The sequence below is a fragment of the Actinomyces faecalis genome (assembly GCF_013184985.2).
GTDB lineage: Bacteria > Actinomycetota > Actinomycetes > Actinomycetales > Actinomycetaceae > Actinomyces > Actinomyces faecalis.
Genome location: NZ_CP063418.1, coordinates 889,679 through 915,197, shown reverse-complemented (window position 1 = coordinate 915,197; position 25,519 = coordinate 889,679). Strand labels below are relative to the sequence as shown.

The window sequence follows — 25,519 nt, the reverse complement described above, 5'->3', positions numbered from 1 at the left end:
CCCAGGCTGCACGCAATCCTCCCCACGGTGGGAGCGCGCAGCGGGCGTTGGAGGTCACCTGGCGTGTCCGTCCCATCCTAGGAGAGTCTTCCCGCATGTCCTACGGCCAGTCCCCCGGTGCCACCAATCCCGTCTCCCCCTCCCTCCGCCCCAAGGACCCCGTTGACGCCGTCCCTCCCATCGGCCGCCTTGCCGTGCTGGGTATCCAGCACGTCCTGGCCTTCTATGCGGGCGCCGTCGTCGTCCCCCTGGTGATCGCCTCTGGGTTGAGCCTGGATGCGGCCACCACCGTTCACCTCATCAATGCCGACCTGCTGACCTGTGGCATCGCCACCATCATCCAGTCCGCCGGGTTGGGGCCGAAAATCGGCGTACGCCTGCCGCTGATCCAGGGGGTGACCTTCACCGCCGTCTCCCCGCTGATCGCCATCGGCCTGGCCGCCTCGGGCGGGGCTGGCGGGACCGAGGGCCTGACCGCCATGTACGGGTCAATCATCGCCGCCGGGCTCGCCACCTTCCTCGTAGCCCCCTGGTTCGCCCGGCTCCTGCGCTTCTTCCCACCTGTGGTCACCGGCACCCTGCTCACAGTCATGGGCACCACCCTCATGAGCGTGTCGGCCGGTGACATCGTCGCCTGGGGCACGCAAGCCAGCGCTGCCGGAGCGGACCCGACGGGCCCCACGCTCCGCGGTCTGGGCTACGCGCTACTCACCATCGCACTCATCGTCCTGGTCCAGCGTGTCTTCAAGGGATTCATGTCCACGATCTCCGTCCTTATTGGCCTCCTGACCGCCACGGGCCTGGCCTGGGTACTGGGTGACACCGACTTCTCCAGCGTCGGAGAGGCAGCGGTCGTAGGCATGACCACACCGTTCTACTTCGGCATCCCGACCTTCACCGTCACCGGCATCATCTCCATGCTCATCGTCATGGCCGTCACTGCCGTGGAAACCACGGGCGACGTCTTCGCCACCGGTGAGGTCGTGGGTAAGCGCATCACACCCTCCCACGTGGCCAACGCCCTGCGCGCTGACGGCCTGTCCACCATGCTGGGCGGGGTGCTTAACTCCTTCCCTTACACCTGCTTCGCCCAGAACGTCGGCCTGGTGCGCCTCACACGCGTGCGCTCACGCTGGGTCGTCACCTGCGCCGGCGTCATCATGATCGTCTTGGGGCTCCTGCCCAAGGCCGCTGCCGTCGTCGCCTCCATCCCCTCCCCCGTCATCGGCGGGGCCTCTCTGACCATGTTCGCCTCGGTCGCCGTCGTGGGGATCCAGACCCTCGGCAAGGTCGATATGCACGACAACCGCAACGCCGTCATCGTCTCCACCTCCATAGGGCTGGCGCTGCTGGTGACCTTCAGGCCGGACATCGCCTCGATGATGCCCAGCTGGCTCGCCATCCTCTTTGGCTCAGGCGTGACGATCGGTGCACTGACCGCCGTCGTCCTCAACCTGCTGTTCTTCCACCTCGGTCAGCAGGAGGGAGCTGATGTGGCGCTCGTGCACGGGCGCCCCGTGGGTCTGGACGAGGTCAACAAGATGGACCGCGAGCAGTTCGTCGAGGTCTTCTCACGCCTTTACGCCAGCGCCTCCTGGCCGGCCGAGCGCGCGTGGGGGCACCGACCCTTCGCCTCGACCGCCGCCCTGCGCCAGGCCTTCGAGGACGAGGTCATCTCCGCCAGCCCGCAGGAGCAGGAGGCGCTGGTCTCCGGCTACGCCGACATCGCCGACCTCCTGCTAGGCGACAACGGCGACAGTCAGGCTGATCTCGACACCGCCTCCCTAGCGCTCGGCGCCTTCAACGACGCCGAGGAGGCCGAGCTACGCGGCCTGTCGCAGGCCTATCAGGAGAAGTTCGCCCGCCCGCTGGTCATGTGCGTCGAACGCGTCACCGACCGCCACCAGCTGCTCTCCCGGGGCTGGGCCCGTGTCGAGAGCTCGCCAACCCGCGAGGCGCGCAGCGCGGTGGGCGAGGTCATCGACATCGCTGACGAGCGCTTCGACGCCATGGTGGCTGACGCGAACCCGATCCGTAGCGCCTGGTCGCGCAAGTTCGAGCAGCTCGACTAGGGCCGGTGCCGCCAGGACACGGGTGGGCCGGGCGGCGTCTGAGGACGCTGCCCGCCCCCTCTTCTCGTCCAGGTGACGACGGCGCGGCGGCCTACCAGCGGTCGTGCACGTGGGAGCGGATGAGACGGTCGTACAGCTCCTCCAAGGCCGTGTGCAGCTCAGCAGACAGCGGCGCAAGGCCTCCGGCAGCCGCGTTCACCCGCGCCTGGGCGCCGTTTCGGGCGCCAGGGATCACGGTGGTCACGCCCTGCTGGTCCAGGATCCAGCGCAGGGCGACCTGAGCAGGCGTCGCTCCGTGCGGCCCCGTCTGTGAGCACAGGGAGACGAACTCGCGAGCAACCTGGACACCGATCTCGTAGGGGACTCCGGAGAAGGTCTCACCGACGTCGAAGGCCGAGCCGTCACGGTTGTAGCTGCGGTGATCGGTCGGGGCGAAGGTCGTGGTCTCGGTGTAGCGGCCGGACAGCAGGCCTGAGGCGAGCGGGACGCGCGCGATGATCGCGGTACCGGTGCTCTGCGCCATCGGGAGGACCTGCTCCAGGGGCTTGCGCCGCAGGACGTTGAGGATGATCTGGACCGAGGCGCAGCCAGGCCGGGTCATGGCGGACAAGGCCTGGTCGCAGGTCTCCACGCTCACGCCGTAGGCGCGGATGCGCCCCTGCTCGACCATCTCCTCCAGCCAGTCCCAGGTCTGCTCGGCGTCAATGACCTCGCTGGGCGGGCAGTGAAGCTGGACCAGGTCGAGGGCCTCGACCCCCAGGTTCCCCCGCGAGCGGTCGTTCCATGCCATGAAGGCGTCACGGGTGTAGTTCTCCGGCAGCTGGTCCACCCGGCGCCCCATCTTGGTGGCCACCGTCAGGCCGGAGTCAGGGTGGTCCTTGAGGAAGCTCCCCACGAAGCGCTCGGAACGGCCGTCGCCGTAGACGTCAGCGGTGTCGATGAAGGTCACGCCGCTGTCCAGGGCGGCCTCGAGCGTGGCGGTGGCGTCAGCCGGGTCCACCTCTCCCCAGTCAGCGCCGAGCTGCCAGGTCCCGACACCGACCGCAGACACCTGTCGGTCCAGAGCCTTGAACAACCTTGTCTCCATTGACTCCTCCTGTGTGAGCACCAGCCGTGCCAACGTGCGGCCTGTGGGCACCATCATGGCACCCCCTGAACGCGGCTCTACAGCTGCTCGCCCTCAGCGAGACCCAGGAGGACAGGAGCAGCAGGACGAGACACCGGTGTTGCCCGTGACGTCAGGGCTGCTACCATAACGGTTCAGCCCTGAGGGGCCAGTTGCAGGTTGCCACTCCGGCGGCCGTTGACAACTACACAGGGGATGATCGGTTTCGACGACGGTCGTGGGTTCAGGAGAAGCGGGTCGAGGATGCACAGTCATCTCGTCAACGCTCTGTGCGAACCAATAGGTGCCGATAACACTCGCACCGACTTCGCCCTCGCCGCCTGAGCGAGCCTCGAAGTCCGTCAGCCCGGGGACTGCTTCCGCCCCGGTTCCTGGCGTCATCTAGGGAGCCACTGCTGAGGTCCTTCGTCATCGAGGGCTTCGGAACTTTTAGGTGACTGAGCCCGTCGGCGTCCTTGTTCGCGTGAGACGCCGGGGCTGAGAAAATCACTAGCGAACTGCACCCGGAGAAGTCCTGTTGCACCACCGTCGGACGGGGGTTCGATTCCCCCCATCTCCACCACACTCTTCGTTGGAATTCCAACGATTCCCCCCCGGAGGGGGCCTATGGGGCCCCAGTGGGGACACGCGCCATGCCCACCCACTCCCCTACCAGCACTAAGACCACGGCGAGGTTGAGGACCGTAATAGCGCTCGCGGCGCCACAGGCCCCCACTCCAAGGGCTGCCCTTAGGGGAGACGGCACGCGTAGACACAGGCCTGATGCAGATCGACTACTACCCCCAAGCAGCCAGACACCTCGTTGGACTCTCCAGGCGGTGCAGCCGTCACGACGGCGGACGCCTGGCTACAGCACGAGATCAGCACGCAGGAGGATCGTAATAACTGAAACTCTCATCGTCCGCCCCGCCCACGACATCAAGTCTGGCGACAGGATCCGAGCGCATGGCCAGACCGAGACGGTCACCGCCATCACCTCTACGCCGTCGGGCACCAGACGGATATTCACCGACGTAAAAGGTGATTACCCGTACACAACGAAAGACGACTACACGGTCGACGTCGTCACGGACACCACCGAGCCAGGGCCAGAGAAACCAGCGTGCTCCATCGCCCCACTCATCCGCATCTCCAAAAGCGCGGACTGGAAAGGCGACTCCATCCCTTCGGGCACCCTCGCCCTACGTGATCCGGCCGGTGGATACGTCAGCGAGGACGACCACTTCTGCTTCAGCCGGGACCACGGCGACGAGATCACCGAGCGGGAGGACCTCACCCCCGTCCGAACCGACCTCATCCGGGATCTACGCAAGGCCAAGGAGGAGACCGACGCCGACCCCGACGTCGCACGGCCGTTCTTCCTCCACCTGGCCGCCGCACGGGTGGCCTCGGCCGCAGCACGACGCGACTCCTCAGCCTGAGCAGCAGCGGACGTGTACGCCTCGGGCAGCACGGGCACTAGGTCCACCGCGACCTCGTCCTGAGCCAGGCCAGCCAGGTAGGCGATCGCCTCGCGCATCTCCTCCTCGGCCTGGTCCAGGCGGCGGACCTGGGAGACGACCCCCACCTCGGGGGCCTCCAGCACTCACCAGTCACCTCGGCCTCGCTCGGCCGTGACCATGAAGGTCCTCATCTCCACCATCCTTTCTCGCCGAGCACGTCGGCGAACTGGTCGAAGAACTATCCTGCGGTCACGTCGTCGATCTCGCTGTGGCGACCGAGGGTGCGCGACACGCCTCCGACGACGACGGTGTGACGCGTGAGCTCGTGCGTGTCGAGCTCAAGGCCCATCTTGTCGGCCTGCTTCCTGAGCCGCTTGAGTACCGCCACCCTCTTCATGACATGAAGCCGACCCCACACTAGAACATCATTGCAAGCCTGAACTAGAAAGTTCTTGTCGACCCCTAGACGTTAGTAATAATCACTATCATTTAGAGTATCGGCCCCACCCTCCGGAGGAGCCACGTGCACAACGCAGACCGCCTCACCGACTCCCTGACCTACCTCGCCTCCATCGCGGACCAGGCCGTGCGCGCCCACCCCGAGGAGTGGAGGTCGCTCAGCGAGGAGCTGGCCCGTCACCACGCCAGGGTCGCCGCCCTCACCGGCCACACCGACACCATCGACGAGGACCACGCCTGCCCCGCCTGCGGCGGAGTGCTGACCCGTCAGCCCACCGAGACGGGCCTGTCCGACTGGCGCACATGCCGGGACTGCGACGCCTGGTGGCCCGACGGCCACATCATCGACGCCACCCGCACCCACACCCTCACCACCACCAGCGCCGAGGTCTGGGTCAGTCGCGAGCAGGCCTGCGCACTCCACCCGGGTCTCAAAGCCGACACCCTCAAGAAGTGGGTCAAGCGCGGCATCATCGACACCGATGCTCGGGCCAGGTCAACCTCGCCCAGGTCAACGCGCGCATGCGACCACTTGCCGCGTGAGCTCAATCTTTAGACAGCCCACATACCGCGAGATATGGACAAAATAGAGCAAAGTTGTAGTATCTGCTGCATGGGAGAGCGTCTTTACACCACTCGTGCCCCCTGGATCACCTTCACGTTCCACACTGAGTACAACGCCCTGTGGGCTCAGCTGGGCGAAGCCTTCTCCAAGTGCCAGCACCTAGTAGGCACCCCCTTGCAGCCCCAACGCGCCAACGAGCTAGCCTCGCTCTACGTCAGGCGCGGAGCCCTCTCAACCACGGCCATCGAGGGCAACACGCTGACCGAGGACGACCTCAACCGGATCATCGACGACGGCGAGAGCCTGCCCCCGTCCAGGGAGTACCTGGAGCAGGAGGTACGCAACATCCTCGAGGCCCTCCACGACATCGACTCAACCCAGCGCGGCCGAGGCCTCACCCTGACCGCGCAGTGGCTCAAGGACCAGAACGCCAGGATCCTCAAGGGCCTCGAGGTCGCCGACCACGTCACCCCCGGCGAGTACACGACCGCCCAGCTGTCCGTCGGCACCTACCGTCCCGCACCGCCTGAGGACGTGCCCTACCTCGTCGAGCGGCTCTGCCAGTGGCTCAACGACGAGTACCTGACCCACGTCAACGACCCGGACGCACCGGCTGACATGAGGTTCTTCAACGCCTTCCTCGCCGCAGCCCTCGGCCACCTCTACGTCGCCTGGATCCACCCCTTCGGAGACGGCAACGGGCGGACAGCCAGACTCCTGCAGGTCGCGATCCTGGCCGCCTCCGGGATCGTGCCGTGGGTGTCCACCAACCTCCTGTCAGACTTCTACAACGAGACCAGGACCCGCTACTACCGGCGCCTGGACGACGCCTCGAAGAAGGATGACGTCGCCGGGTTCATCCAGTACAGCGCGGGCGGGTTCGTCGACAAGCTGCGCGAGCAGATCGCAGAGGTCCAGGAGGACCAGCGACGGATCGCCTGGGTCAGCTACATCCACGAGGTCATGCACGACGAGCCCTCAGGAAAGACCAAGGACCGCCGCCGGGACCTGGCGCTCGCCATGCCGGAGCGCCCGCTGTCGCGACGTGAGATCTCCCGGCTCACGCCCGACCTCGCAGCCGCCTACATCAACACCGAGCGCACCCTGACCAGAGACCTCCACCGGCTCCGCGACCTCCACCTTCTCTGGCAGCCGGACCGAGGCCTGTGGGCGTCGAACATGGCAGTTATCGACGCCTTCAAACCCTGATACTTGCCGCGTAATGACTAGGCGCGTTGACTGCCCCCCCCCAACGGGCGTCAAGCACGTCTGAATGCAGGAACCCTCGGCCACCACGGCACGGGGGGGCGCGTCTTGCCTGCCACCGGCGTGCGCGCGTCCCTCCACCCAGACGGGACCCACGGAAGAGACGCGCGCAGGGTCCGACTCCCGGCGCAGGCACCCAGCCAACCCGCAGCGGGCAGGCTCGACCCAGGAACTGGGAAGCCTGGGGAACGAGAGGGAGACAGCCCCCGCCCGAGCCAGCGCAGAGGTAGAGCGAGGGCCGTCAGCCCTAGCGGCGCAGGTCCGTCCGAGCGCCACGGCCAGGACGATTCGCAAGCCAGGTGTCCACCGTCTCAGGCAGCCAGCCTTTCACCGACCTGGCGCCGTTGGTGATGACTACGTCGGGGGCCGGCAGGTAGCCGTCACGCTGATAGTTCTCAGCCGTCTTGGCCGTGATGCCGGCTCGTGCCGCCAGGTCGATGCGTCCGAGGTAGCGGACCGGCTCACTCATCACGGCTCCTGACCGGGCAGGCAGTCCACACCGTGACCACCACAGCCAGGAGCCACGAGGTCCAGACCGTGACGGCCATCTGCACGCTGGGAAGGCTCGGAGTCGCCCGTAGGAGAGCGGCAGCACACCCGGCAAGAAGACAGACCAGGATCTTGGACGTACTCCTCACCGTCGTCCTTCCTCAGGACACGTCCTTGCCCGGGTCATCCCCGTCGTCGGTTAGCAGCCGCCATCGCACGTGCGGCCTCGCGCTTGTCCTGAGCCTCGCGCAGGGACTGACGCTTGTCCCAGTCCTGCTTACCTCGTGCCAGGGCGATCTCGATCTTGGCTCGTCCCCCAATGAAGTACAGCTCCAGCGGGACCACGGTGTAGCCCTTGGCCTGGACCCGCTGAGACAGTCGATCCAGCTCAGCGCGGTGCAGCAGAAGCTTGCGCTTTCGCCGCGGCGAGTGGTTGTTCCACGTACCCTGCAGGTACTCCGGGATGTGAGCGCCCTGGAGCCAGGCCTCACCGTGCCGGTCGATCTCGATCCACGCCTCGGTCAGGGAAGCACGCCCCATCCTCAGCGCCTTGACCTCGGTCCCGGTCAGGGACAGTCCCGCCTCGTAGCGGTCCTCGATGAAGTAGTCGTGACTCGCCTTCTTGTTGCGTGCCACTGTCTTGTGGGCGTCGGAGGCAGCCTTGGCCTTCTCCCCCGCCGTGGGCTTCCTGGGGCGGTCGTTCTTGCCAGCCATCTGCTTCTCCTTCCTGTACGACAATCAGGCGCGAGAGCCTAGCCTACGCGGTCCGTCAAGACCGAGGAGCCGCCCGCGAGCCGCCTGTACTCAGAAGCCCGGCAGCGACATCGGGTTGACCGTAGAGCCGTTGATGTGGACCTCGAAGTGGACGTGAGGCCCCGTGGCGCCACCAGTCATGCCGGTCAGACCGATCTGCTGCCCCTTGCTCACGTTGATGCCGCTCCCGACGGAGTAGGCCGACAGGTGGCAGTAGATGATGACCACGGACTGGCCGTTGATGACGCCACCGTTGAGGATGATCCCGTTACCGCAGGTCGCGCTCTGGAACTGCTGGAGCGAGCCGGAGACCGCGGCGTACTGAGGTGTCCCCTGCGAGGCCACGAGGTCGACCCCGGCGTGGAGCCGGTAGGCGCCCGTGATGGGGTGGACGCGGTAGCCGTAGGAGGAGGCGACTGTCAGCGGCCCGGTGATCGGGTGGCCGATCGCGCCGTTCCCGAGGTCCGCAGCCGCAGCGGCCCCGGAGGAGGTGCCCGTGTAGCTCGAGGACGCGCGGTTCTGCGCGTCGATCGCCGCAATCGTCTGAGCGGCTGCTGCCGCGTCCGCCTCGGACTGGCGCACCTGCTCCTGCAGACTCGCCTTCTGCGTCTCCAGGCTTGCCGCAGCGGTCTGCTTCTGGGAGGTGAGCGTGGCGACCTCGTCCCGCTTGGTCTGTGCGGCGGTCGCAGCCTCCTCGGCCGCTGCCTTGGCCTGGTCAGCCTGCGCCGCCAGCGTGCTGACGCGCTCGGTCACGGCGTCCTGACGGGCCTTCCGGTTCGCGTCCTGTGCGCGCTCCTGCTCAGCAGCAGCCAGCACCGACTCCTGGATACCGGACGCGATCTCCATCGTGGAGGCTCTCTGGCTGAGGTCCTCCACTGAGTCAGAGTCCAGCACGTAGGTCCACGAGGTCAGCGACGAGTCTCCCTGGTAGGTGGACACGACCAGCGAGGCGACGGCGTCCTGGTGGGCGCTCACCTTGGCGGCGGAATTCTCCGCCTGACTCGTCAGGGTGTCAAGATCCGCCTGCGCGACGGACAGACGGTCCGCCGCAACCTGCTGCTCACGCTGCTTCTCAGCCAATGTGGCCTCCGCGCCGTCCAGCTCGGTCTGAGCCGAGCTCAGCGCGGTCTGGGCTGCCTGCAGGTCCAGGTACGCCTGTCCCAGCTCGGCCGAGACTCCCTCCAGCGACGCGGTCAGCTCAGCCTTGCGCTGTGTGGCCTGGCGCTGCTGCTCGACGGCGTCCGAACGCTCGTCCGCAGCAGCCGGAGCGCTCGTGGTCGCCATCGGGGCCAGAGCGAGCGCACCTGCAGCCAGTGCCGCCGCGGCAGTGGCACGCACCCTCCTGCTGAGACGTGACCGTCCGTCCCGTCTCAGAGAAGCGGGGAGCATGGCCGTGAGGGACGCGCCCTCCTCGTGGTGCAGGCTGCGCATGCGGATCAGACCCTTGTGTACTTCGACAGAGAGAAGGCGGATGAGGCGGCTGCCAGCACGATCGCAGCCAGGAGAAGCAACGGCGCCATGCGCAGCACGTCAGAGGTGGAGATAAAGGCCGTCGTGAAGCTGATCGACTGCGCCAGCCACTCCTCGATGATGTACCGCACGCCTGCCCACAGGCCCCCTACCGCCAGCAGGGCACCGGCAAGCGCTGCCAGAGCCCCTTCAAGCATGAAGGGCAATTGGATGAACAGGTTCGAGGCTCCCACCAGGCGCATGATGCCGGTCTCCTTGGAACGGCTCATCGCAGACAGGCGGATCGTCGTCGTGATGAGCAGGACCGCAGCCACAGCCATCACCGCCGCCAGACCACCGGTGATCCACGAGGCCCGGTTCATCACGAGGAAGAGAGGCTCCAGGGTGGCGCGCTGGTCGACCACGCGCTCCACGCCGTCACGCCCAGTGAACTGCTCCGCGACCACCTGGTACTTCTCGGCGTCGATCAGCTTGATGCGGAAGGACACCGGCATCATGTCCTCAGTGGCGTTACGACCGATGTTGGTCGAGCCGTAGGCCTTCATGAAGCTCTCGTAGGCCTCGGCCTTGGACTCGATGGTGTAGCTCTTGACGTAGGGCTTGAGCGCGTCGGAGTTGACCAGCTCCTCAACCGCGTCGACCTGGTCCTGGCTGGCCTCGCCGTCAGCGCACTGAGCGTAGCTGGACGAGGGCGGGCACATGTAGACACTGACCTCGACCTTGTCATACCAGTCGCCCTTCATGGTGTCGATCTGGACCTGCAGCAGCGCCGAGGCCCCCACGAAGAGCAGGGAGACGAACGAGACCAGGATGACCGAGATCGTCATCGCGAGGTTGCGGGTGAGACCCTTGAAGGTCTCGGACATGATGAAACGGAATCGCATGCGAGTCTCCTTCAGCGGTCCGAGCCGTAGACGCCACGGGCCTGGTCGCGAACGACCTCACCGGCCTTGAGCTCGATGACGCGCTTACGCATCTGGTCGACGATCTCGTCGTCATGGGTCGCCATGACCACGGTGGTGCCCTGGCGGTTGATCCGGTCCAGCAGACGCATGATCCCCACTGAGGTCGAGGGGTCGAGGTTTCCGGTGGGCTCGTCAGCCAGCAAGAGCTTGGGACGGTTGACCATGGCGCGCGCGATCGCTACGCGCTGCTGCTCGCCGCCGGAGAGCTCGTGCGGCTTGCGCTGCTCCTTACCACTGAGCCCCACCAGGTCAAGGGCCTCAGGAACAGCGGAGAGGATGTAGTGGCGCGGCTTTCCGATCACCTGGGACGCCAGGGCCACGTTCTCGATGACGGTCTTGTTCTCCAGGAGACGGAAGTCCTGGAAGACGAATCCCATCTCCCGACGCAGCTGCGGCACCTTCCAGGTGGACACCTGGGACAGGTCGCGCCCCAGGACGTGGATACGCCCAGAGGTCGGGCGCTCCTCACGCAGGGTCAGGCGCAGGAAGGTCGACTTGCCCGAGCCGGAGGCCCCGACGAGGAAGACGAACTCCCCACGCTCGATCTCGATGGTGACGTCATCGAGCGCAGGGCGCGCGCCTCGCTTGTAGACCTTGGACACGTGGTCAAATCGGATCATTGTCTGGCGCTCTCCTAGCGGGCACGGGCGCGGACACGCCCAGTCCCAGTCACCGTAGCGACCCATCCCGCGCGACCACACGCAGACACGCGGGCAAGGTGTGTGGCGAGGGCCGCTCGCCATAGCGTAGGAACAGGGTATGAGTCCCGACTCCCCCGACCTGCCGCCCCTGGACGACGTGGCGGACCTCGGATCGTGGTCCCGTTTCCAGCCTTCGCTCGCCACCTTTCTTGATCGCTGCCGTGGTCAGGGTGAGTACCTGACCCTGCTCCTGACGACCCCGTCCCCCGTCGCCACGTCGGACTCCCTGTCACAACCACGAGGACTGCGGGCCCTTCTCCGCCGCCGTCCTGCACCGGTGGCCTCCCACGAGGTCCCGGGAGTGGTACTCACCGTCAGGACCGACGGCGTCGAGGTCGCTCTCCCCGTCCTGGACGCCGTCGGCGCCGTCCTGCTACCACCTCAGGCTGTTGAGGACCTGGAGGCCCTCGGGTGGCGCCGACACACCGACCTACTCGTCCGGCTCCTGCCGGACGGAGCCAGCGCAGCCGACGCCGTCGCCCGGGTCCTCATCGAGGTGCTGGACGTGGCTCACCCCGCTGACCTCGACCACCTGCTGACGCGGCTCGGCTGAGTCCGCTCCCTGCTCACACCACGACGTACCTGGGCCGGTCGCCTGTCCCGAGCGCGGTCTCACCTTGCTCACTCAGCGCCTCAGCCGCCGGCTCCTGCGAGAGCGCGGGCTCCCCCTCACCTGGATCCGGGTCTGTACCCACCCGGGCTCCGACGTCGCCCTCGTCTCGGTGGGCGTCAGGCGACGGAACCTCCCAGGGGTCTGTCTCGCTGCCAGCAGCCTGCCCCGGCAGGCTCGCAGCAGGCTCACCGCCGCTCCTGCGCTCGTCAGATCCCACCGGCAGCGAGGTGCTCGACGACGCGGTGCCGTCCTGGTCCTCCGCCCTCCTCTGGCTCGTCATCCCCGCCTCCTCGGCCGAGTCCGCGGACCGAGGAGGCGGGGCGACCTTCATGAACCTGCTCTCACCACGTGTGAGGTCATGGCCTCCCGCGGAGACGGTCAGCACGTTGGACAGGCTCTCTGAGCCGTCCTCCCGCCTCCACGTCTCCTGGGTGAATCGGCCCACGAGCACCACAGGGTCTCCCTTGCGCAGGCTCATCGCCAGGTTCCGCGCCAGGGCGCCCCAGGCCTTGGCCGTGAACCACAGGGTGTCTCCCTCCCGCCACTCGTTGTCAACGCGGTAGGTCGGGGTCGTGGCAAGGCGGAAGTGGCAGTAGAGGCGGTCCTTCGAGGTGTGGACGAGGGACGGGGTCGTCCCCAGGGTCCCCTGGACGACGACGTCGATCTGACGCGACATGGCGGTTGCTCCTTCGGCTCGGCGGGCCAGCCACGTGCTGGCTCACTCACACCGTGCCCGTCTGCCACCCGTCCCTGCCACCACGCCTTCCGAGTCCTGTGGACAAGGGTGTCACGGGAAGCGCCTGTGGAGCCCGGGCGCTCGTCACGCTCCGCGAGGCCACGTCCACGCAGCACGCCACGAGACAGGGCACCAGGTACTCGGTCAGCGCCGCAGTGCCTGCTGCAACCGGCGGTGGCGGTCCAGAACGCCAGAGGCAGGCTCGACCAGCCCACGCGCGACGACCGCCTCGACCCGTTCCCAGACCGCTGCCGCGTAGGACTCTGCCTCAGCCTGCGCCCGGCGCCGCCTGGCCCCACGAGCCCACAAGGCCGCCACGACGCCGACGCCCGCCGCCACGACCGGGACCCAGAACGGCCCGCCGGTGGCCAGCGCCACCGCTGTCCACACCAGACCGACGATAAGCGCCGCCGCTCCGCCCCACCACGCCAGCTCGATACCGGCCGAGCGCGAGGCAGGTAGACGCACCGAGGCCACACCCTCAGCAACCTGAGCACCCAGCGAGTCAGCGGAGGACACCGCCGAGGACACCGAGCGTGACCACACCGAGGGCATGCCCTCGCTCGTGTGCGCCAGCCACCGGGTCCGGGACGCCTCAACCGCTGAGCGCGCCGGAGGCTCAGGACGGGCCAGGGCCGCAGGCACCACCTTGGCCAGGTTCACACGGATCGAGTCAGCCACGACCCCGGCACCGGAGGCCTTGACCAGGGTGTCCACGAGCTCAGCGCGCGGCTCCTGCGTGATCTCCACGCCCCGAGCCGCGGCTGTGGGAAGCAGACGGGTGGCGATACGGTCCAGCTCCGCCGTCGCCGTACGAGCGGCGTTGGACTCACGCACCACGCGGTCCAGGAGGATCTGTCGCACGGCTGCAAGGTTGTCACCGCGCACCGCCGAGACGGGCAGCACCGTGACGTCCTCAAGGCCGTCAGCCACGAGCAGGCTGTGCACGTCCTCCATCAGGCGGTCCCGGCTTCCCTCAGGCAGGGTGTCAACCTGGTTGACCAGGACGAGCATGTCCTCCTGACGGGCCCCCAGACCTCGGAGGTACCCGTCGTGCAGTGCGGAGTCAGCGTACTTCTGCGGGTCCAGGACCCACACCAGGATGTCGGCCAGGGGGACCAGCCGGTCCACCTGCAAGGCGTGGGCGGCGGTCACCGAGTCGTAGTCCGGTACGTCGAGCAGGACCAGACCAGCCAGATCGTCCTGGTCGCTGCCGTCCAGAAGGGACTCGCGGCGGATTCTCCGTTCCGGATCCACCCCGAGAAAGGTCAGCAGAGCAGACGCGTCATCTCCCCAGGTGCAGGCCGCCGCGCGCGAGGTGGTGGGGCGGCGGGCGCCGACGTCGGCGAACTCCAGCTGTGTCAGGGCGTTGAACAGTGAGGACTTGCCGGACCCGGTGCCGCCGAAGAGCGCGACCACCGTGTGATCCACCCCCAGGGCCAGGCGCTCGGCCACGGAGTCCAGGTTGTTCCTGGCGGGAATGGCCAGGGACGCCGGGACCTCCGTCGGGCACTCGTCAAGAGCCTGGCGCAGCGCCTCCAGGCGCGCTTCCAGGCGTGCAGCAGGACTGGCGTCAGCAGACGTCATGGTTCTCACTCGCCTCCTGGGCGGACAAGGGGCGCCAGCTCGCCTGCGCGCAGACGCAGCGCGGAAGCCAGCGAGGTATCGGGGACGAGGCTGAGGGCACTACCCTCGGGGACGGCCTCCTGCAGCGCCTGCGTCAGGACGTCGTCAAGGACCTCCCGCGCCGCCTCGACCTGGTCACCCACGCCGAGACGCCTGGCGGCCTCGGCCGCCCCCTCGACGCCCGCGGAGCCCGCCAGCACCAGGTCGACCAGAGCCTGGTCATCCAGACCCTTGACAGGCTGTGCTCGCTCGGCAAGAAGCTCAGCAGTGCGCCGCGCCCACTGCGCGGTGGCGCCCACAGGGCTGAGACCGTTGCCCAGCACAGTGCCCGCCTCCTCCCGCGCACCTGCCTGGGTCCAGGCGCAGGTCGCCTGCCCGGTCAGCTCGGTCAGCGCAGCCGACAGCTGCAGCCCGACAACCTCTCGCAGGTCGCCGGCAAGCTGCGCCAGGGCCTCGCTACGGGCCCTGGCCCTGCGGCCGAGCCATCCACGCCGAAGCGCCTTGCCCTGGGCCAGAGGAGCCAACGGGGCACCGGACGAGGCCAGGGTGACCCACCGAGTCGCGGGCGCCCCCTCACCGGCAGTGCGGCGCTCAACGTACTCGTGCAGCCGGTCCTGTGCCTGAGCCACCAGGCTCTGGCTGGCCTCCTCCAGCGCCCGTCCCGCCACGTCCTGAGCGTCGACGGCGTCGGCCAGCTCGGTCAGGTCCGCACGCAGCCCCGTCCACAGGCTCTTGTCCGTACGGCGCATGAGGCCGGCAGCACGATGACGTCCGGCAAGCAGGCTGAGCCAGTCGCGGACCTGTGCGACCTCGTCAGCCTGGAGCAGCCCTTCGTGCGGTCCCGCGTCGGGGACCACGAAGAAGGGCGCCTCCGACAGGCCGAGCGTCTCCAGACGACCGATGAGGTCACGCCTGACCTCGGGGAGGACCTTGGCCGGGGCACGGTTGAGCACGACGGCGATCGGTGTGCCACGACGCGCCGCGTCCTCCAGGGTGGTCCACGGGGTCAGGTCCCCGTAGCGGGCTGCCGTCGTGACGAAGAGCCACAGGTCCGCAGCCTCCAGGAGCCGCGAGGCGAGTGCGCGGTTGGTCTCCTGGACCGAGTCCAGGTCCGAGGCGTCGATCAGGGTCAGTCCGGCCGGAACGGCCGCGGACGTCACCAGCCGGCAGACCTCAGCCACCGGGTGGCCGTCCAGGGCCTCAGCGTCCTCAGGGTTGACCACCAGCACCGGTGTGCGAGTAGTCGGGCGCAGGACCCCTGCGTCAGAGACCTCTGTACCCAGGACGGAGTTGACGAGAGTGGACTTGCCGGCCCCGGTCGAGCCTCCGACGACGACGACGGCCGGCACGTCAGCGTCCTGCAGCCGCGGCAGGATGTGGTCACGGATCTGCCCGGTCAGGCTGTCGCGAAGACGGCGGCCCTGTGCGACGCCGTCGGCCTCCAGGGTGAGATCGAGGCCAGCGAGGTCGTGAACCGTGTGGGTCAGGATGTCGATCAGCCGCCCACGGCTCAGCGCCCAGGGGCGATCGCCCTGTCCTGCAGGGGAGGGGAAGACGGTTGAGACCATGGTCCAACACTAAGGGAACCCCGTGGCTCTGGGGGCATCGAGCCGTACAGGGCGAGGCCGTCACTAAGCTCGTTCTGGCGACTCGGACGGTCACGGCAGCCGTGGGCCAGCCTAGGCAGCAGCCCGGAGGTGGTGCCCCCGCCCGGACTCGAACCGGGAACCTGCGGATTACACGGCGTGGGGGCTGGCGGCATAAGCGGGTACGCAGCCGGGACGCCGGAATACGAGGCGCGCGATAAGGGCGAGCAGGACGCGCCCTTCTAGCGACCTGGCTGCAGGTGCGTAGGGGAAATCTCTGTGCCCGGTGTGACGGTTGGGGCAGGCGTGATGACAGCATGGGAAGAGGCGATCGAGCAGTGGCGTACCGCCCTCACTGCGAGCGGGTACCCGGCCAGCACGATCCGACTGCGCACCGGATGGGTCAGACGGATGGGCCGATGGGTAGGCGTAGGCCCGTGGGAGGTCGAGGAGGACCACCTCACCGCATGGGGCGGCACACACGAGTGGGCGCGCAACACGCGCCGAGCCGCCTATGCCAGTGTGTCGAAGTTCTACGGGTGGGCTGAGAGGGCTGGGTATGTCGATGACTCCCCCGCCGCTGCGCTACCCGCGATCCGACAGGCAGGACCACGCCCGCACCCGTGCCCTGAGGACGTGATCAGGCAGGCCCTGGCACAGGCGGACGAGGAGACAGCCCTCATGATCCGCCTAGCCAGCGAGGCCGGGCTACGGCGTGGAGAGGTCGCACGAGTCCACGCGCATGACCTCATCGATGACCTGATGGGCCGCTCCCTCATCGTCCATGGTAAGGGTGGCAAGGAGAGGACCATCCCGCTCAGTGACGATCTCGCCGGCGAAATCGACGCCCGGTGCCGCGCGAATGGAGGATGGGCCTTCCCCGCCCGGTTCGGCGACGGGCACATGACGCCCGGGGCTATCGGTGACCGCGTGAGCGAGGCCCTCGAGGGCGACTGGAGTATGCACAGCCTGCGCCACAGGTTCGCCTCGCGGGCCTACGGACTGACCGGGGACGTGCTCGCAGTGCAGGCGATCCTCGGACACGCCTCACCCACGACCACGCTCGCCTACGTCGTCGTTGAGCCCGACCGGTTACGCCGGGCCGTGATGGCTGTCGCTGCTTGACCTGGCCGGGCAGCGACAGCCATCACGCCGCGCCTAGTTTTTGTAGTTCTTGTGCGAGGGCCTCGAGGCCCTCGGTGAGCTGGCCCTGTGTGCTCTCGAGGGTGTCGAGGCGGGTCAGGAGGGTGGTGATGTGCTCGGGGCCGAGGCGGGTGGTGATGAGGCTGCCGAACTCGGAGATCTGCCCGACCACGGCCTCGAGCTCGGTGCTGAGCCCTGTGGTGAGGGTGTCCAGGCGGGTGGTGAGGGCGTCTAGGTCTGCGCGCATGTGTGCGGGCCACCCGTCTGGCGGGGTGTCGGGGTCGGTGGCGTCTGGGATGGTGCCGGTGGCTGGTACCAGGGTGGTGATGTCCACGCTGCCACCGGCGGGTAGGTGGGTGTCTACGGCCCAGGTGGTGCCTGGCCCGGTCAGGCGCACGCGGGTGGTCCAGGGGCCGGTGATGACGTCTGCCCACGGTCGGGCTAGGCCGGTGGCGGGGTCTAGTGAGGTGATGCGCCCGTCGGTGTCTAGGTCCAGGCGTGCGGGGGTGATGAGGGCGGGGACCTGGCCGGGGCTGGCTGGTAGGGGTGGGACGGGGGTCAGGGTGACCACGGTGCCGGGGGTGGGGTGGCCGGTGGCGTCCACGACGCGCCCGGTCAGCCGACACGTCCCCTGAGCAGCGGTAGAGGTAGCGGTCGTGGTCATGGTGGTGTGTGTCATGGGGTGTCCTAGGTGTGGTGGGTGTGCTCGAGGTGGCGGATGCGGGCGGCGTGGTCGGTGTGGGTGGCGTCGGCTGAGTGTGTGAGGTCGGACAGGGCCCGGCGCACGTCTGCGACCTCGCGGCGCAGCTCTCCGACCTCGTGGCCCAGACGGCGGGACAGGTCGGCCATGCCGTCGCGGGTGGCGTCCTGGCCGTGCTCGATACGCCGCACCGCGTCCGCCATGGATGAGCCGTGGTTGGGCTCGACGGCGGCGCGCACGGCGGTCATGTCGTCGTCGCGTCTGCGTAGCGCGCATACGGCTGTGACGGCGGCGGCCAGCCCGCCCAGGCCTCCCAGGGAGGACAGGGCGGTGATGATGTCGCCGATCACTGACCGGTCTCCTGGTCGTCGTCTGGCCGGTAGGCGGTGCCCAGGGCGGCTACTCCCGCGCCTGTGAGGGCGGCGGCGAGGTTGGTCCAGGCGGCGACCTGCTCGCCCTCGATGAGCCCGTAGGCCACCGCCAGGGCGATCAGGGCCAGGGCGACGGGGTAGGCACGGCGTCGGACGGCGGGGCTGATCAGTGGCTTGGCTTCGTGTCGCCCCATGGTCACCACAGTCCTCCACGGTTGAGGGCGGTCTGGATCGCGCGGGCGGTCTCGGCGCCGAGGACGCCGTCCACGGCCACGCCCAGGCGGGCCTGCCACGCCCGGATGGTCTCGGGGCCGAGGAGGCCGTCCACGGTCACGCCCAGCCGTGCCTGGAGGGCGCGGACGACCGGGGACCCGGCGCCGGAGCGGTCCCAGACCCAGCCTCCGCCAGCAGCCGGCACGTAGGCGTGGTTGGGTGCCCACTGGCCCCATATCTCCCCGTCCACGGGCGTGCCGAGCAGGGCCTGGAGGGCGCGGATGGTGGCCCACCCGATGATCCCGTCCAGGGCCAGGCAGGCGGACTGCACCAGGCCCGGGGCGGCGGGGGTGCCTGCGATCTGGCGGGCGCGGGCGTCCAGGTCGGCCAGGCGGGCGTACCAGCGGCCCGGGCAGGCGGTGGCCATGTGGTCCAGGTGGCCGGACAGGGGCAGGGGCCCGTGCTCGGAGCGGATCGCGGCGACCAGGCCCGCCACGGTCTCGAAGTCGGCGTCGCTCATCTCCGGCCTGCACTCGATACCGATGGTGGTCGCGTTGCTGCCCCGGCAGTGCCATGCGGTGTCCCGGTCGGAGACGAGCTGGGTGACGCGTCCGGCGGAGACGCAGTAGTGGGCCGATACCCTGCCCGTGGTGTTGGCGGTGCGCAGGGTGCGCAGCACCTGGTCGTGGGTCTGGCCGTCGGTGCCCCAGTGGTGGATCACGATCCCGGTGAGAGGGCCGGTGCGCCCCTGGGTGAGGTTGGGGCTGGGGACGACCTCGGTGACGGCGGTGTTGGGGGCGATAGCGGTCATGCTGTTTCCTTTCGTGGGTGGGTTAGGCGATCCAGGTGGCGGTGCCGTAGCACCAGCCGGTGCCCCAGGTGAAGGAGCTGGTGGGCTGGACTCGGATGGAGCGGTCGGCGGAGCGGTAGACCAGGGGCATGACGTAGGCGCCGTTGTGGATAAAGCCCAGGCAGGTCCAGTCCGGTGGGGTGGGTATGCCGGTGGGGATGCGGTAGATCGGGAAGCTGTCGCTCGTGGTCACTCTGAAGTCCGAGCGTGGCCACTTCACGCAGATGGGGGTCGTGTGCAGGACCCCGATAGATGACAGGGGGCCGCTGGAGGTGTCGGCCTGCCAGCCGGTCTCCAGGGTCAGGGTGGTGCGGGCGGGGGTCAGGGCGGCTTCGAGGCGGGCGGCGGCCTGCTGTGCGGTGGTGGGGTAGTCGGCGAGGCGGTCGCCGGGTAGTGGGTAGGGGATTTTCATGCGGGTGGTGGTGGCTGGCATGGGTGTGACCTCCTCCTAGGGGGTGATGGATGCGGTGTGCGCCCAGGTGATGTGTCCGGTGCGGTCCCAGGTCAGGGAGGTGGGGGTGTCTGTCCAGGTCATCCCGGCGCCGTCGGTGGTGGCGGTGGTCAGGGTCATCTCCGCCACCCACCGGGGCCGCTCCTGTGTCCAGGTGAGGGTGCCGCCGTCGACGTAGGCGGTCAGGGTGGGGGCGCCGGGTATCCACGCGGGCAGGTCGGTGACGCGCACGGGTGCGCCCATGCGGCGGGTGGCGTCCAGGAGGGCGGCGAGCGTGGCCAGGGACGCGGGGGCGGCGGGGGCGTCGGTGTCCCAGGTCAGGGAGTCCAGGACCCACCCGCCGGCGGACGTCAGCCGCGCCAGCCGGGCGGCGACGGCCTGTGCCTCGTCCTGGCGTGACAGGGAGGTGGACACGGACGCCTCACGGGCGCCGGTCAGGCGCTGGGCGTCGGTGTCGGTGATCACGATGGTGCGCTGCGTGAGCGTGGGCTCCTTGCCGTCCTCGCCCACGCCGGGCTGGACCCAGGTCAGGCGCACGGAGGTGATGGCGTCGGCCACGGTCCGCCTCACGCCCACCTGTGCGCCCAGGTGGTGGGCTGAGAGGGTGTAGCCGTCGCGTGTGGTAGGGGTGACGGTGGCGGGGCCGGTGGCCGGGACGGTCAGGCGGGACAGGGCGGTGCGGGCTGATGTGTCCTCGATGCGCAGGTAGGGGCCGGTGGTGCGGTGGGTGGAGGCCCACAGCACGGCCCCGGCGCTGGTGGCGGCCTCGCCCAGCAGGGTCGCGACGTCCTTGGAGTCCACGTCTACGGGGGCCAGGTGGCGGGAGGCTGGCAGGGCGTCGATGAGCACGGGCGTGTCCAGGTCGGCGGCGTCCATGATGGCGGCCACGCGCTGGGCCACGGTGTGCTCTGGCCAGGGCTCCTCCCCCACCTCCAGGGCGGCCAGGCGTGCCAGGAGGTCGGCGGCGGTCAGCGTCAGCACGGGCGCGTCTAGCCTCTGGTCCCAGCTGAGGCAGGTGTCGGTGATCTCCCCCTCGAACACGCTCGCGGTCAGGGGCGCGCCCTGCCTGGGTGGGGTGATGGTGGCGCGGGTGAGGGTCAGGTCCCCGGTCCCGGCCCAGGTGTACGCCTGGGAGGTCCAGGGGCCGGGGACCCCGGCCCAGGTGGGGCCTGTGGGCCACAGGCGCACGGCCACGCCCACCCACGCCCCCGCGTGCTGGCTACCTGGCTGCCATGTGCCGGTGAGCGTGCCGGTGGCGGTGGTGGTGGCGATGGCTGGTCCCAGGACGGGGGCGGCGGTGGGGGTGGTGTAGGTGACCGGGTGGAGGGTGGCTGTGGCGGGGGCGGGGGGCAGGGTGACGGCGGCGGTCAGGGTCCAGGTCTGGCCAGGGGCGGCGGTGGGCAGGTGGTCCCAGGCACCGACCGTGGCGGACGGGGCGGCGGGCGGCACGGTGAGGGTGGCCGCACCTGGGCCGGTGGGGGTCAGCCGGGCACCGTCCCAGGTGGCCGACACGGCCCGGGCGCGTGCCAGGTCCAGGCTGGAGGCGCCACCCACACCCCAGGTGGGGATGGTGGCGGTCACGGACAGGGTGCGCCCGATGGTGAGCATGTCCGTCACGCGCCCCGGGGTGGCGGGCAGGACCAGGCGGGCCTCAGCGGTAGCCGCACGGGGCTGAGATAGGGCATCAGTGCGCCCCCACGTCACGCGCAGCCCGGCCAGGGCGGTCGGCACCACGCCCAGGCGGGCGGCAGTGTCAGCCATACGCTGCCCGGCCACCCACAGGGCGCACGAGGCCAGGGGCGCGCTCACGCCGCCACCTCGATACGTCCGTGGCGCCGCTCGTGGCGGCGGATCGTGTCCAAGAACCGTCTTGCCTCGCGCTCACCGTCCGCACCGGGGCCGATATGGACATGGTATGTGGGGGCGTACACACCGGTTCCCCGGCCAGCCCGGGCCGAGTCCAGGGAGACCACGGGGGCGGTCAGTGAACCCATAGGGGTGTGTGCGATGTCGGCGGTCAGCCCTCGCAGGGAGGCGCGTACCGCCGGGTACTGGGACTCCAGGCCCCGGATGAGTCCGCCGATCACGAGCTGTCCGGCGCCCTCGAGGAGGGTGGCGTCTCGCTGCTCCGGGCCCTTCCAGGAGGTGAGCTTGTCCGTCAGGCCGGTCAGTGTGTCACGCACGGCGCTGATCTTGGACGTGATCCCCTCGATAAACCCGTTGATGAGACGGGCACCGGCGTTCACGAGGGTGGAGCCGATGTTGCCGAGGGCGCTGGCTGCCTGGCCGGGCAGGCCCCGGATCACGCCGATGACGGTAGACACGCCGCTGCTGACCGCGCTCCTGGCAGCGGCCCACGCTGAGGAGAACAGGCCGGACAGGATGCCTCCCAGGCCGGACAGGACAGAGCGGATGACACCGATCCCGCCACTCACCATCTGCTTGGCGCCCTCCCACACGGCGGACCAGTCACCGGTGAACAGGCCCCGGACGAGGGTGAAGAAGCCGCCCAGGTAGTCCACGAACCCGCCGAACACGGTGATGGCGGTGTCGATAAAGTTCTGAACCAGGGCGCGGCCTGTCTCGAACACGCTGGCGAGGACGGGGGCCAGGGCCTCCAGGACGGGGCCTAGGCCTGCCTGGATGGTCTGGATCAGGGGCCCGATCCTCTCCCCGATGCCGGCGAGCTTGGTGCCGACGGTGCCGGCGGCGTCACCGAACCCTGAGAAGAACCCAGTCAGTGCACCAAGGTCGAGGCTGGCGATCCACTGCCCGAAGGAGGCGGCCACGTCACCGACAGCAGCCACGCCCTCAGTGAGCGGGCTCCAGTCCACCGAGTCGATCCAGTCAACCAGGCCACCCAGGGCGTCACCGGCGAGGCCGAACACCGCTGAGGCCAAGGGCTCCAAGGCCTCCATGCCCTTGTTCTTCAGTATCTGCCACTTCTCAGCGGCGTCCTGAGTGTCCTGGCCGACTCCGAGGATGGTGTCACCGGTCACGCCTGCGGCGGCGGTCAGGTCCCCCATGGACAGGGTGCCGGTCTGGAGGGCCTGGACCATCTGGGCGGCGCCACGGGTGCCGAAAACGGTTCCGGCCAGGTCCAGGGCGGCGGCGGTGTCGCCCGCGTCGATGTAGCCCTGCAGCTGCCCGGTGACCCGGCTGAACGCGTCGGTCAGGTCCTCGCCGGGCTGGGCGAGGTTGATCATGCCCTTGCGCATGGCGGTAAGCGTGGCGTCGGCGTCCACACCGGCCTTGTCCAGGGACCCGACCAGGGCGATAGAGTCCTCGAAGGAGAACCCCATCTCCTGCAGGGCCAGGGCGTTGGTCTGGACCGAGGTGGCCAGGTCGTTCATGCCGACGCCGGTGGCCTGGGAGACCCGGAACAGGTCGTCCATGGCCGTGGACACGCCTTCGCCTTCGATGTGGAACGCTCCGAAGGCGGCGGTGGTGGCGCTGATGTCCACGTCCTCGCCCAGGATGCGGCCCGCCTCCAGGTACTGGGAGGCGACCGTCTGGAGCGTGTCGCCGGACAGGCCGAGGCGGGTGTTGAGGTCGGCGACGGTCGCCCCGGCGGCCTCGAAGGACGTGGGCACGCTCGTGGCCACGGCGTGGGCGTCGTCCACCAGGCCCTGCAGGGCCTCGCCGGTGGCGCCGGTGCCTACCCTGATGGTGTCCTCCACGTCGTCGAAGACGCTCCCGAGGTCGTACAGGGCCTTGCCGGCGGCGGCGACACCGGTCACGACGGCGCCGCCCACGGCCAGGGCGCCGGGGCTGATGCCTCCCAGCATCTTGCCGAAGCCGCCCGCCTTGTCCTCCGCCTCGCCCAGGCCCTTGATGGCGTCACGCGCGTCGGAGAGGATGCGGATAGACAGGATGGCGGTTTTAGCCACGGGTGGCCTCCTTCTCCAGGACTGCTAGGGCGGTCTCGAGGTACGCGGGGTCGTCCGCCAGCCACGCGGCCGGCGGGATGCCGGTGCGCATGGCCAGCACGGTCAGGGCATAGAGGGCGCTGCCAGGGGCGCCGATGTAGGGTCCGCCGTGTCGTCTGGGTCGGTCTCTGACGCGGCGTAGTCGGTGACCTGGGCGCGCCATGCCTCCAGGTCCTCAGCCGCCACGATCCCGGTGCGGGTGGTGGCCGCGTACGCGAGCAGCTCGGCGACCTCCGGGCCGTCGGTGAGCGGGACGTCATTACGGCGGGCGATCTGGGCGGCCCGCACCTTGTCGGCGGCGACGACGCGCACGGCCTCGTGCACGCTCCCGTCGGCGAGCTCGATGTCTAGGTAGGTCCTCTTCATTATTGTCCTTCGATGGTTTCTAGGATCTTCTGTATCTCGTCCTCGAACCGGCCCACCCATGTGGACTCGGTGGAGGTGGCGGCCTGGGACAGGAACGGGCGGGGCTCGACCTGGCTGGGGACGGCGCGGGAGTGGTTCTTGCGGGGCCAGTAGTGGCGGCCCCAGTGGATGACGCCTGCGTAGGGCACGCGGGCGCGGCCTGCGCGGACGATGGCGGCGGTCTTGGTGCCCGCCCCACGCACAGACGCGGCGAGCGCCCCGGTGAGCGTGGGCACGCGCCCCTCGGCGGCGCCGGTGACGATATCGGCGACCTCGCGGTTGATCCGCTTGAGGTCGGCCAGGTCGTCACCGGCCTGGCGCATGGTGCGCCGTAGCTGGCGCAGGCCCTGGACCTGGACGGTCCCGGCAGCCCGGTCAGGGGCGGCCACGCTCACGCCCCGCTGGTGGCGTCGTAGTGCTCAGGCGCACCCACGAGGGTGAAGGAGAAGGAGGCGGTGTTGGACCTGCCAGCCTCACCCCCTACGCTGACGGGGCTGATGACGCACTTGCCCTTGAAGGCAAGGGCGCCCTTGTTGTGGGGGCGGAAGGTGAAGGGCAGGGTCTTGCCCGCGTTGTCATAGATCCAGGACAGCAGGCCGCTCATGGAGAACTCCTGGTAGAACTCTCCCTCGATGCTGCCGCCCCACTCGCCCTCAGGGACGTAGGAGTCCCCGGACAGGAGGGGCACGGGGTCCTCGGTCTTGTACTCCGGCTTGAGCTCGGTCTTGGTGGTGGAGGCGGCGAACTCCCGCTCGCTGCCGGTGACGCCGAACTTCAGGGAGCCGGGTCCGAGGTTCTGGGAGATCGGCGTGGGTGCGCCTAGTGAGTCGGTCATGAGTGCGTCCTCTCAGGTGGTGGGGTAGCGGCGGGTGAGGGTCAGGAGGTAGGCGGGGGCGGTGGCGGTCTGCGTGCCGGTCCAGGTGATGGGCTCGGCGTCACCGACCTCGATATCGGGGGTGGAGGCGATGGCGGTCAGGGCCTGGTCAAGGGCGGCGCCGGCGGCCTGCTCGTCGCGGACGGGGGCGCCGATGACTGCCACGCGCCAGGTGTAGCGGGCGGCGGCGTAGTCGTCGGCGTCCACGCGTGGGGCTGACAGGACGACGGCGGTGTGCCCGGCCAGGACCGTGGCCGTGGCCCCGGTGGCGTCCGTGCCCACGGACAGGCCTGCGTCGGCCAGGTCACGGGCCAGGGCCTGGGTGGCGGCCCATGGGCTGATCTTCATGCCTGTCTCCTATGCGATTGCTGGCCACATGTAGGGGCGCAGGATCGGGTAGGCGGGTGCCATGGGGTTGCGTGGGACGGGATCGGGCATGGTGGTGTCCGTGTCCTCCAGGCCGGTGACGCCGTTGATGGCGGCTCGGCGGTGGTAGAGGTTGGCGGCGACCTCGAGGACGGCTCGGTCCAGGACGGGGGCGGGCACGCTGTCGACGGCCTGGCCGCAGTGGGTGGTGACCATCTGCGTGGCGGTGGCCGTGCACTCTGACAGGTAGGGGTCAGAGGCGGGGGCCTGGACGTAGCGGGCGAGCCGGGCGTCTAGGTCCTGCAGGGGCTTGTCCGGTGCTGTCTGTGGGGTCGCTGCCTCCTGCAT

At 69.2% G+C, this 25,519-nt stretch carries 29 protein-coding genes and 1 other RNA gene; 7 read left to right on the top strand and 23 right to left on the bottom strand.

Annotation, left to right across the window (positions count from 1 at the left end; translation table 11 throughout):
- Positions 1–95 precede the first annotated feature (95 nt).
- Positions 96–2,072, top strand: a complete 1,977-nt coding sequence (locus HRL51_RS03920; RefSeq protein WP_172193218.1) for a solute carrier family 23 protein — start codon at positions 96–98, stop codon at positions 2,070–2,072.
- 91 nt (positions 2,073–2,163) lie between these two features.
- Here HRL51_RS03920 and HRL51_RS03915 read toward each other — a convergent pair whose 3' ends face one another.
- On the bottom strand, positions 2,164–3,159 hold the full coding sequence (locus HRL51_RS03915) for an aldo/keto reductase (protein ID WP_172193220.1): 996 nt from the start codon (positions 3,157–3,159) through the stop codon (positions 2,164–2,166).
- Positions 3,160–3,389: 230 nt separating this feature from the next.
- Between HRL51_RS03915 and ssrA the strand changes: the two genes are divergently transcribed.
- Both ssrA and HRL51_RS03905 read left to right on the top strand, forming a co-directional pair.
- Positions 3,390–3,760, top strand: a transfer-messenger RNA (tmRNA) gene (gene ssrA / locus HRL51_RS03910).
- 256 nt (positions 3,761–4,016) lie between these two features.
- The gene (locus HRL51_RS03905) at positions 4,017–4,619 is read left to right on the top strand and encodes a hypothetical protein (RefSeq protein WP_172193222.1); all 603 of its coding nucleotides are present in this window, start codon (positions 4,017–4,019) and stop codon (positions 4,617–4,619) included.
- 259 nt (positions 4,620–4,878) lie between these two features.
- Here the strand turns inward: HRL51_RS03905 and HRL51_RS03900 are convergent, their stop codons facing one another.
- Positions 4,879–5,037 (bottom strand): ribonuclease PH, encoded by a 159-nt coding sequence (locus HRL51_RS03900; RefSeq protein WP_172193224.1) that lies wholly within the window; start codon positions 5,035–5,037, stop codon positions 4,879–4,881.
- A 126-nt stretch (positions 5,038–5,163) separates the two neighbouring features.
- On the opposite strand from HRL51_RS03900, the gene HRL51_RS03895 reads away from it, so the two are divergent.
- Complete coding sequence (locus tag HRL51_RS03895) at positions 5,164–5,655, top strand: hypothetical protein (RefSeq protein WP_172193225.1); 492 nt, start codon at positions 5,164–5,166, stop codon at positions 5,653–5,655.
- 57 nt (positions 5,656–5,712) lie between these two features.
- Entirely contained in the window at positions 5,713–6,873 is a 1,161-nt protein-coding gene (locus tag HRL51_RS03890) for a Fic family protein (protein WP_172121037.1), read from the top strand.
- Between the two features lie 304 nt (positions 6,874–7,177).
- Here HRL51_RS03890 and HRL51_RS03885 read toward each other — a convergent pair whose 3' ends face one another.
- The 6 genes from HRL51_RS03885 to ftsE form a co-directional block, all read right to left on the bottom strand.
- Positions 7,178–7,399, bottom strand: a complete 222-nt coding sequence (locus HRL51_RS03885; RefSeq protein ID WP_172121036.1) for a helix-turn-helix transcriptional regulator — start codon at positions 7,397–7,399, stop codon at positions 7,178–7,180.
- A complete protein-coding gene (locus tag HRL51_RS03880; RefSeq protein ID WP_172121035.1) occupies positions 7,392–7,568 on the bottom strand; it encodes a hypothetical protein in 177 nt (58 codons plus the stop codon). The genes HRL51_RS03885 and HRL51_RS03880 overlap by 8 nt, the downstream gene beginning before the upstream one ends.
- Before the next feature lie 34 nt (positions 7,569–7,602).
- Positions 7,603–8,133 carry an SsrA-binding protein SmpB gene (gene smpB, locus HRL51_RS03875; protein WP_172121034.1) on the bottom strand — a complete coding sequence of 177 codons (531 nt, stop codon included), beginning with the start codon at positions 8,131–8,133 and terminating at the stop codon, positions 7,603–7,605.
- Between the two features lie 90 nt (positions 8,134–8,223).
- On the bottom strand, positions 8,224–9,561 hold the full coding sequence (locus HRL51_RS03870; protein WP_413228091.1) for a peptidoglycan DD-metalloendopeptidase family protein: 1,338 nt from the start codon (positions 9,559–9,561) through the stop codon (positions 8,224–8,226).
- A gap of 47 nt (positions 9,562–9,608) precedes the next feature.
- Positions 9,609–10,526, bottom strand: a complete 918-nt coding sequence (gene ftsX, locus HRL51_RS03865; RefSeq protein ID WP_172121032.1) for a permease-like cell division protein FtsX — start codon at positions 10,524–10,526, stop codon at positions 9,609–9,611.
- Between the two features lie 11 nt (positions 10,527–10,537).
- The gene (ftsE, locus tag HRL51_RS03860) at positions 10,538–11,227 is read right to left on the bottom strand and encodes a cell division ATP-binding protein FtsE (RefSeq protein ID WP_172121031.1); all 690 of its coding nucleotides are present in this window, start codon (positions 11,225–11,227) and stop codon (positions 10,538–10,540) included.
- Positions 11,228–11,366: 139 nt separating this feature from the next.
- Between ftsE and HRL51_RS03855 the strand changes: the two genes are divergently transcribed.
- Positions 11,367–11,861: a TY-Chap domain-containing protein gene (locus HRL51_RS03855; RefSeq protein ID WP_172121030.1), complete on the top strand. Its 495-nt coding sequence runs from the start codon at positions 11,367–11,369 to the stop codon at positions 11,859–11,861.
- Positions 11,862–11,874: 13 nt separating this feature from the next.
- Here HRL51_RS03855 and HRL51_RS03850 read toward each other — a convergent pair whose 3' ends face one another.
- The 3 genes from HRL51_RS03850 to HRL51_RS03840 all read right to left on the bottom strand — a co-directional run bounded on the left by HRL51_RS03850 (position 11,875) and on the right by HRL51_RS03840 (position 15,851).
- Positions 11,875–12,597, bottom strand: coding sequence for a single-stranded DNA-binding protein (locus HRL51_RS03850; protein WP_172121029.1), 723 nt, complete (start codon positions 12,595–12,597; stop codon positions 11,875–11,877).
- A gap of 204 nt (positions 12,598–12,801) precedes the next feature.
- Positions 12,802–14,244, bottom strand: a complete 1,443-nt coding sequence (locus HRL51_RS03845) for a GTPase (RefSeq protein ID WP_172121028.1) — start codon at positions 14,242–14,244, stop codon at positions 12,802–12,804.
- 5 nt (positions 14,245–14,249) lie between these two features.
- On the bottom strand, positions 14,250–15,851 hold the full coding sequence (locus HRL51_RS03840) for a GTPase domain-containing protein (protein WP_172121027.1): 1,602 nt from the start codon (positions 15,849–15,851) through the stop codon (positions 14,250–14,252).
- 327 nt (positions 15,852–16,178) lie between these two features.
- On the opposite strand from HRL51_RS03840, the gene HRL51_RS03835 reads away from it, so the two are divergent.
- Positions 16,179–16,994: a tyrosine-type recombinase/integrase gene (locus tag HRL51_RS03835; protein WP_172193227.1), complete on the top strand. Its 816-nt coding sequence runs from the start codon at positions 16,179–16,181 to the stop codon at positions 16,992–16,994.
- 22 nt (positions 16,995–17,016) lie between these two features.
- On the opposite strand, the gene HRL51_RS03830 is transcribed toward HRL51_RS03835, so the two are convergent.
- From HRL51_RS03830 to HRL51_RS03775, 12 genes are all read right to left on the bottom strand, one after another.
- Complete coding sequence (locus HRL51_RS03830; RefSeq protein WP_172193229.1) at positions 17,017–17,691, bottom strand: hypothetical protein; 675 nt, start codon at positions 17,689–17,691, stop codon at positions 17,017–17,019.
- Between the two features lie 8 nt (positions 17,692–17,699).
- Complete coding sequence (locus HRL51_RS03825) at positions 17,700–18,062, bottom strand: hypothetical protein (protein ID WP_172193231.1); 363 nt, start codon at positions 18,060–18,062, stop codon at positions 17,700–17,702.
- On the bottom strand, positions 18,059–18,277 hold the full coding sequence (locus tag HRL51_RS03820; RefSeq protein WP_172193233.1) for a hypothetical protein: 219 nt from the start codon (positions 18,275–18,277) through the stop codon (positions 18,059–18,061). Before HRL51_RS03820 ends, HRL51_RS03825 begins: the two co-directional genes overlap by 4 nt.
- A gap of 2 nt (positions 18,278–18,279) precedes the next feature.
- Positions 18,280–19,107: a peptidoglycan recognition protein family protein gene (locus tag HRL51_RS11710; RefSeq protein ID WP_172193235.1), complete on the bottom strand. Its 828-nt coding sequence runs from the start codon at positions 19,105–19,107 to the stop codon at positions 18,280–18,282.
- Between the two features lie 22 nt (positions 19,108–19,129).
- Positions 19,130–19,579 carry a hypothetical protein gene (locus HRL51_RS03810; RefSeq protein ID WP_172193237.1) on the bottom strand — a complete coding sequence of 150 codons (450 nt, stop codon included), beginning with the start codon at positions 19,577–19,579 and terminating at the stop codon, positions 19,130–19,132.
- 15 nt (positions 19,580–19,594) lie between these two features.
- The gene (locus tag HRL51_RS11880) at positions 19,595–21,406 is read right to left on the bottom strand and encodes a hypothetical protein (protein ID WP_172193134.1); all 1,812 of its coding nucleotides are present in this window, start codon (positions 21,404–21,406) and stop codon (positions 19,595–19,597) included.
- Positions 21,403–23,487 (bottom strand): phage tail tape measure protein, encoded by a 2,085-nt coding sequence (locus HRL51_RS03800; RefSeq protein ID WP_172193239.1) that lies wholly within the window; start codon positions 23,485–23,487, stop codon positions 21,403–21,405. The genes HRL51_RS11880 and HRL51_RS03800 overlap by 4 nt, the downstream gene beginning before the upstream one ends.
- Positions 23,488–23,589: 102 nt before the next feature.
- On the bottom strand, positions 23,590–23,892 hold the full coding sequence (locus HRL51_RS03795) for a hypothetical protein (protein WP_172193240.1): 303 nt from the start codon (positions 23,890–23,892) through the stop codon (positions 23,590–23,592).
- A complete protein-coding gene (locus tag HRL51_RS03790) occupies positions 23,892–24,326 on the bottom strand; it encodes a hypothetical protein (RefSeq protein WP_172193241.1) in 435 nt (144 codons plus the stop codon). The genes HRL51_RS03795 and HRL51_RS03790 overlap by 1 nt, the downstream gene beginning before the upstream one ends.
- Entirely contained in the window at positions 24,323–24,766 is a 444-nt protein-coding gene (locus tag HRL51_RS03785) for a hypothetical protein (protein WP_172193242.1), read from the bottom strand. Before HRL51_RS03785 ends, HRL51_RS03790 begins: the two co-directional genes overlap by 4 nt.
- Positions 24,767–24,778: 12 nt before the next feature.
- Positions 24,779–25,153, bottom strand: coding sequence for a hypothetical protein (locus HRL51_RS03780; RefSeq protein ID WP_172193243.1), 375 nt, complete (start codon positions 25,151–25,153; stop codon positions 24,779–24,781).
- A 9-nt stretch (positions 25,154–25,162) separates the two neighbouring features.
- Positions 25,163–25,519, bottom strand: a complete 357-nt coding sequence (locus tag HRL51_RS03775; RefSeq protein ID WP_172193244.1) for a hypothetical protein — start codon at positions 25,517–25,519, stop codon at positions 25,163–25,165.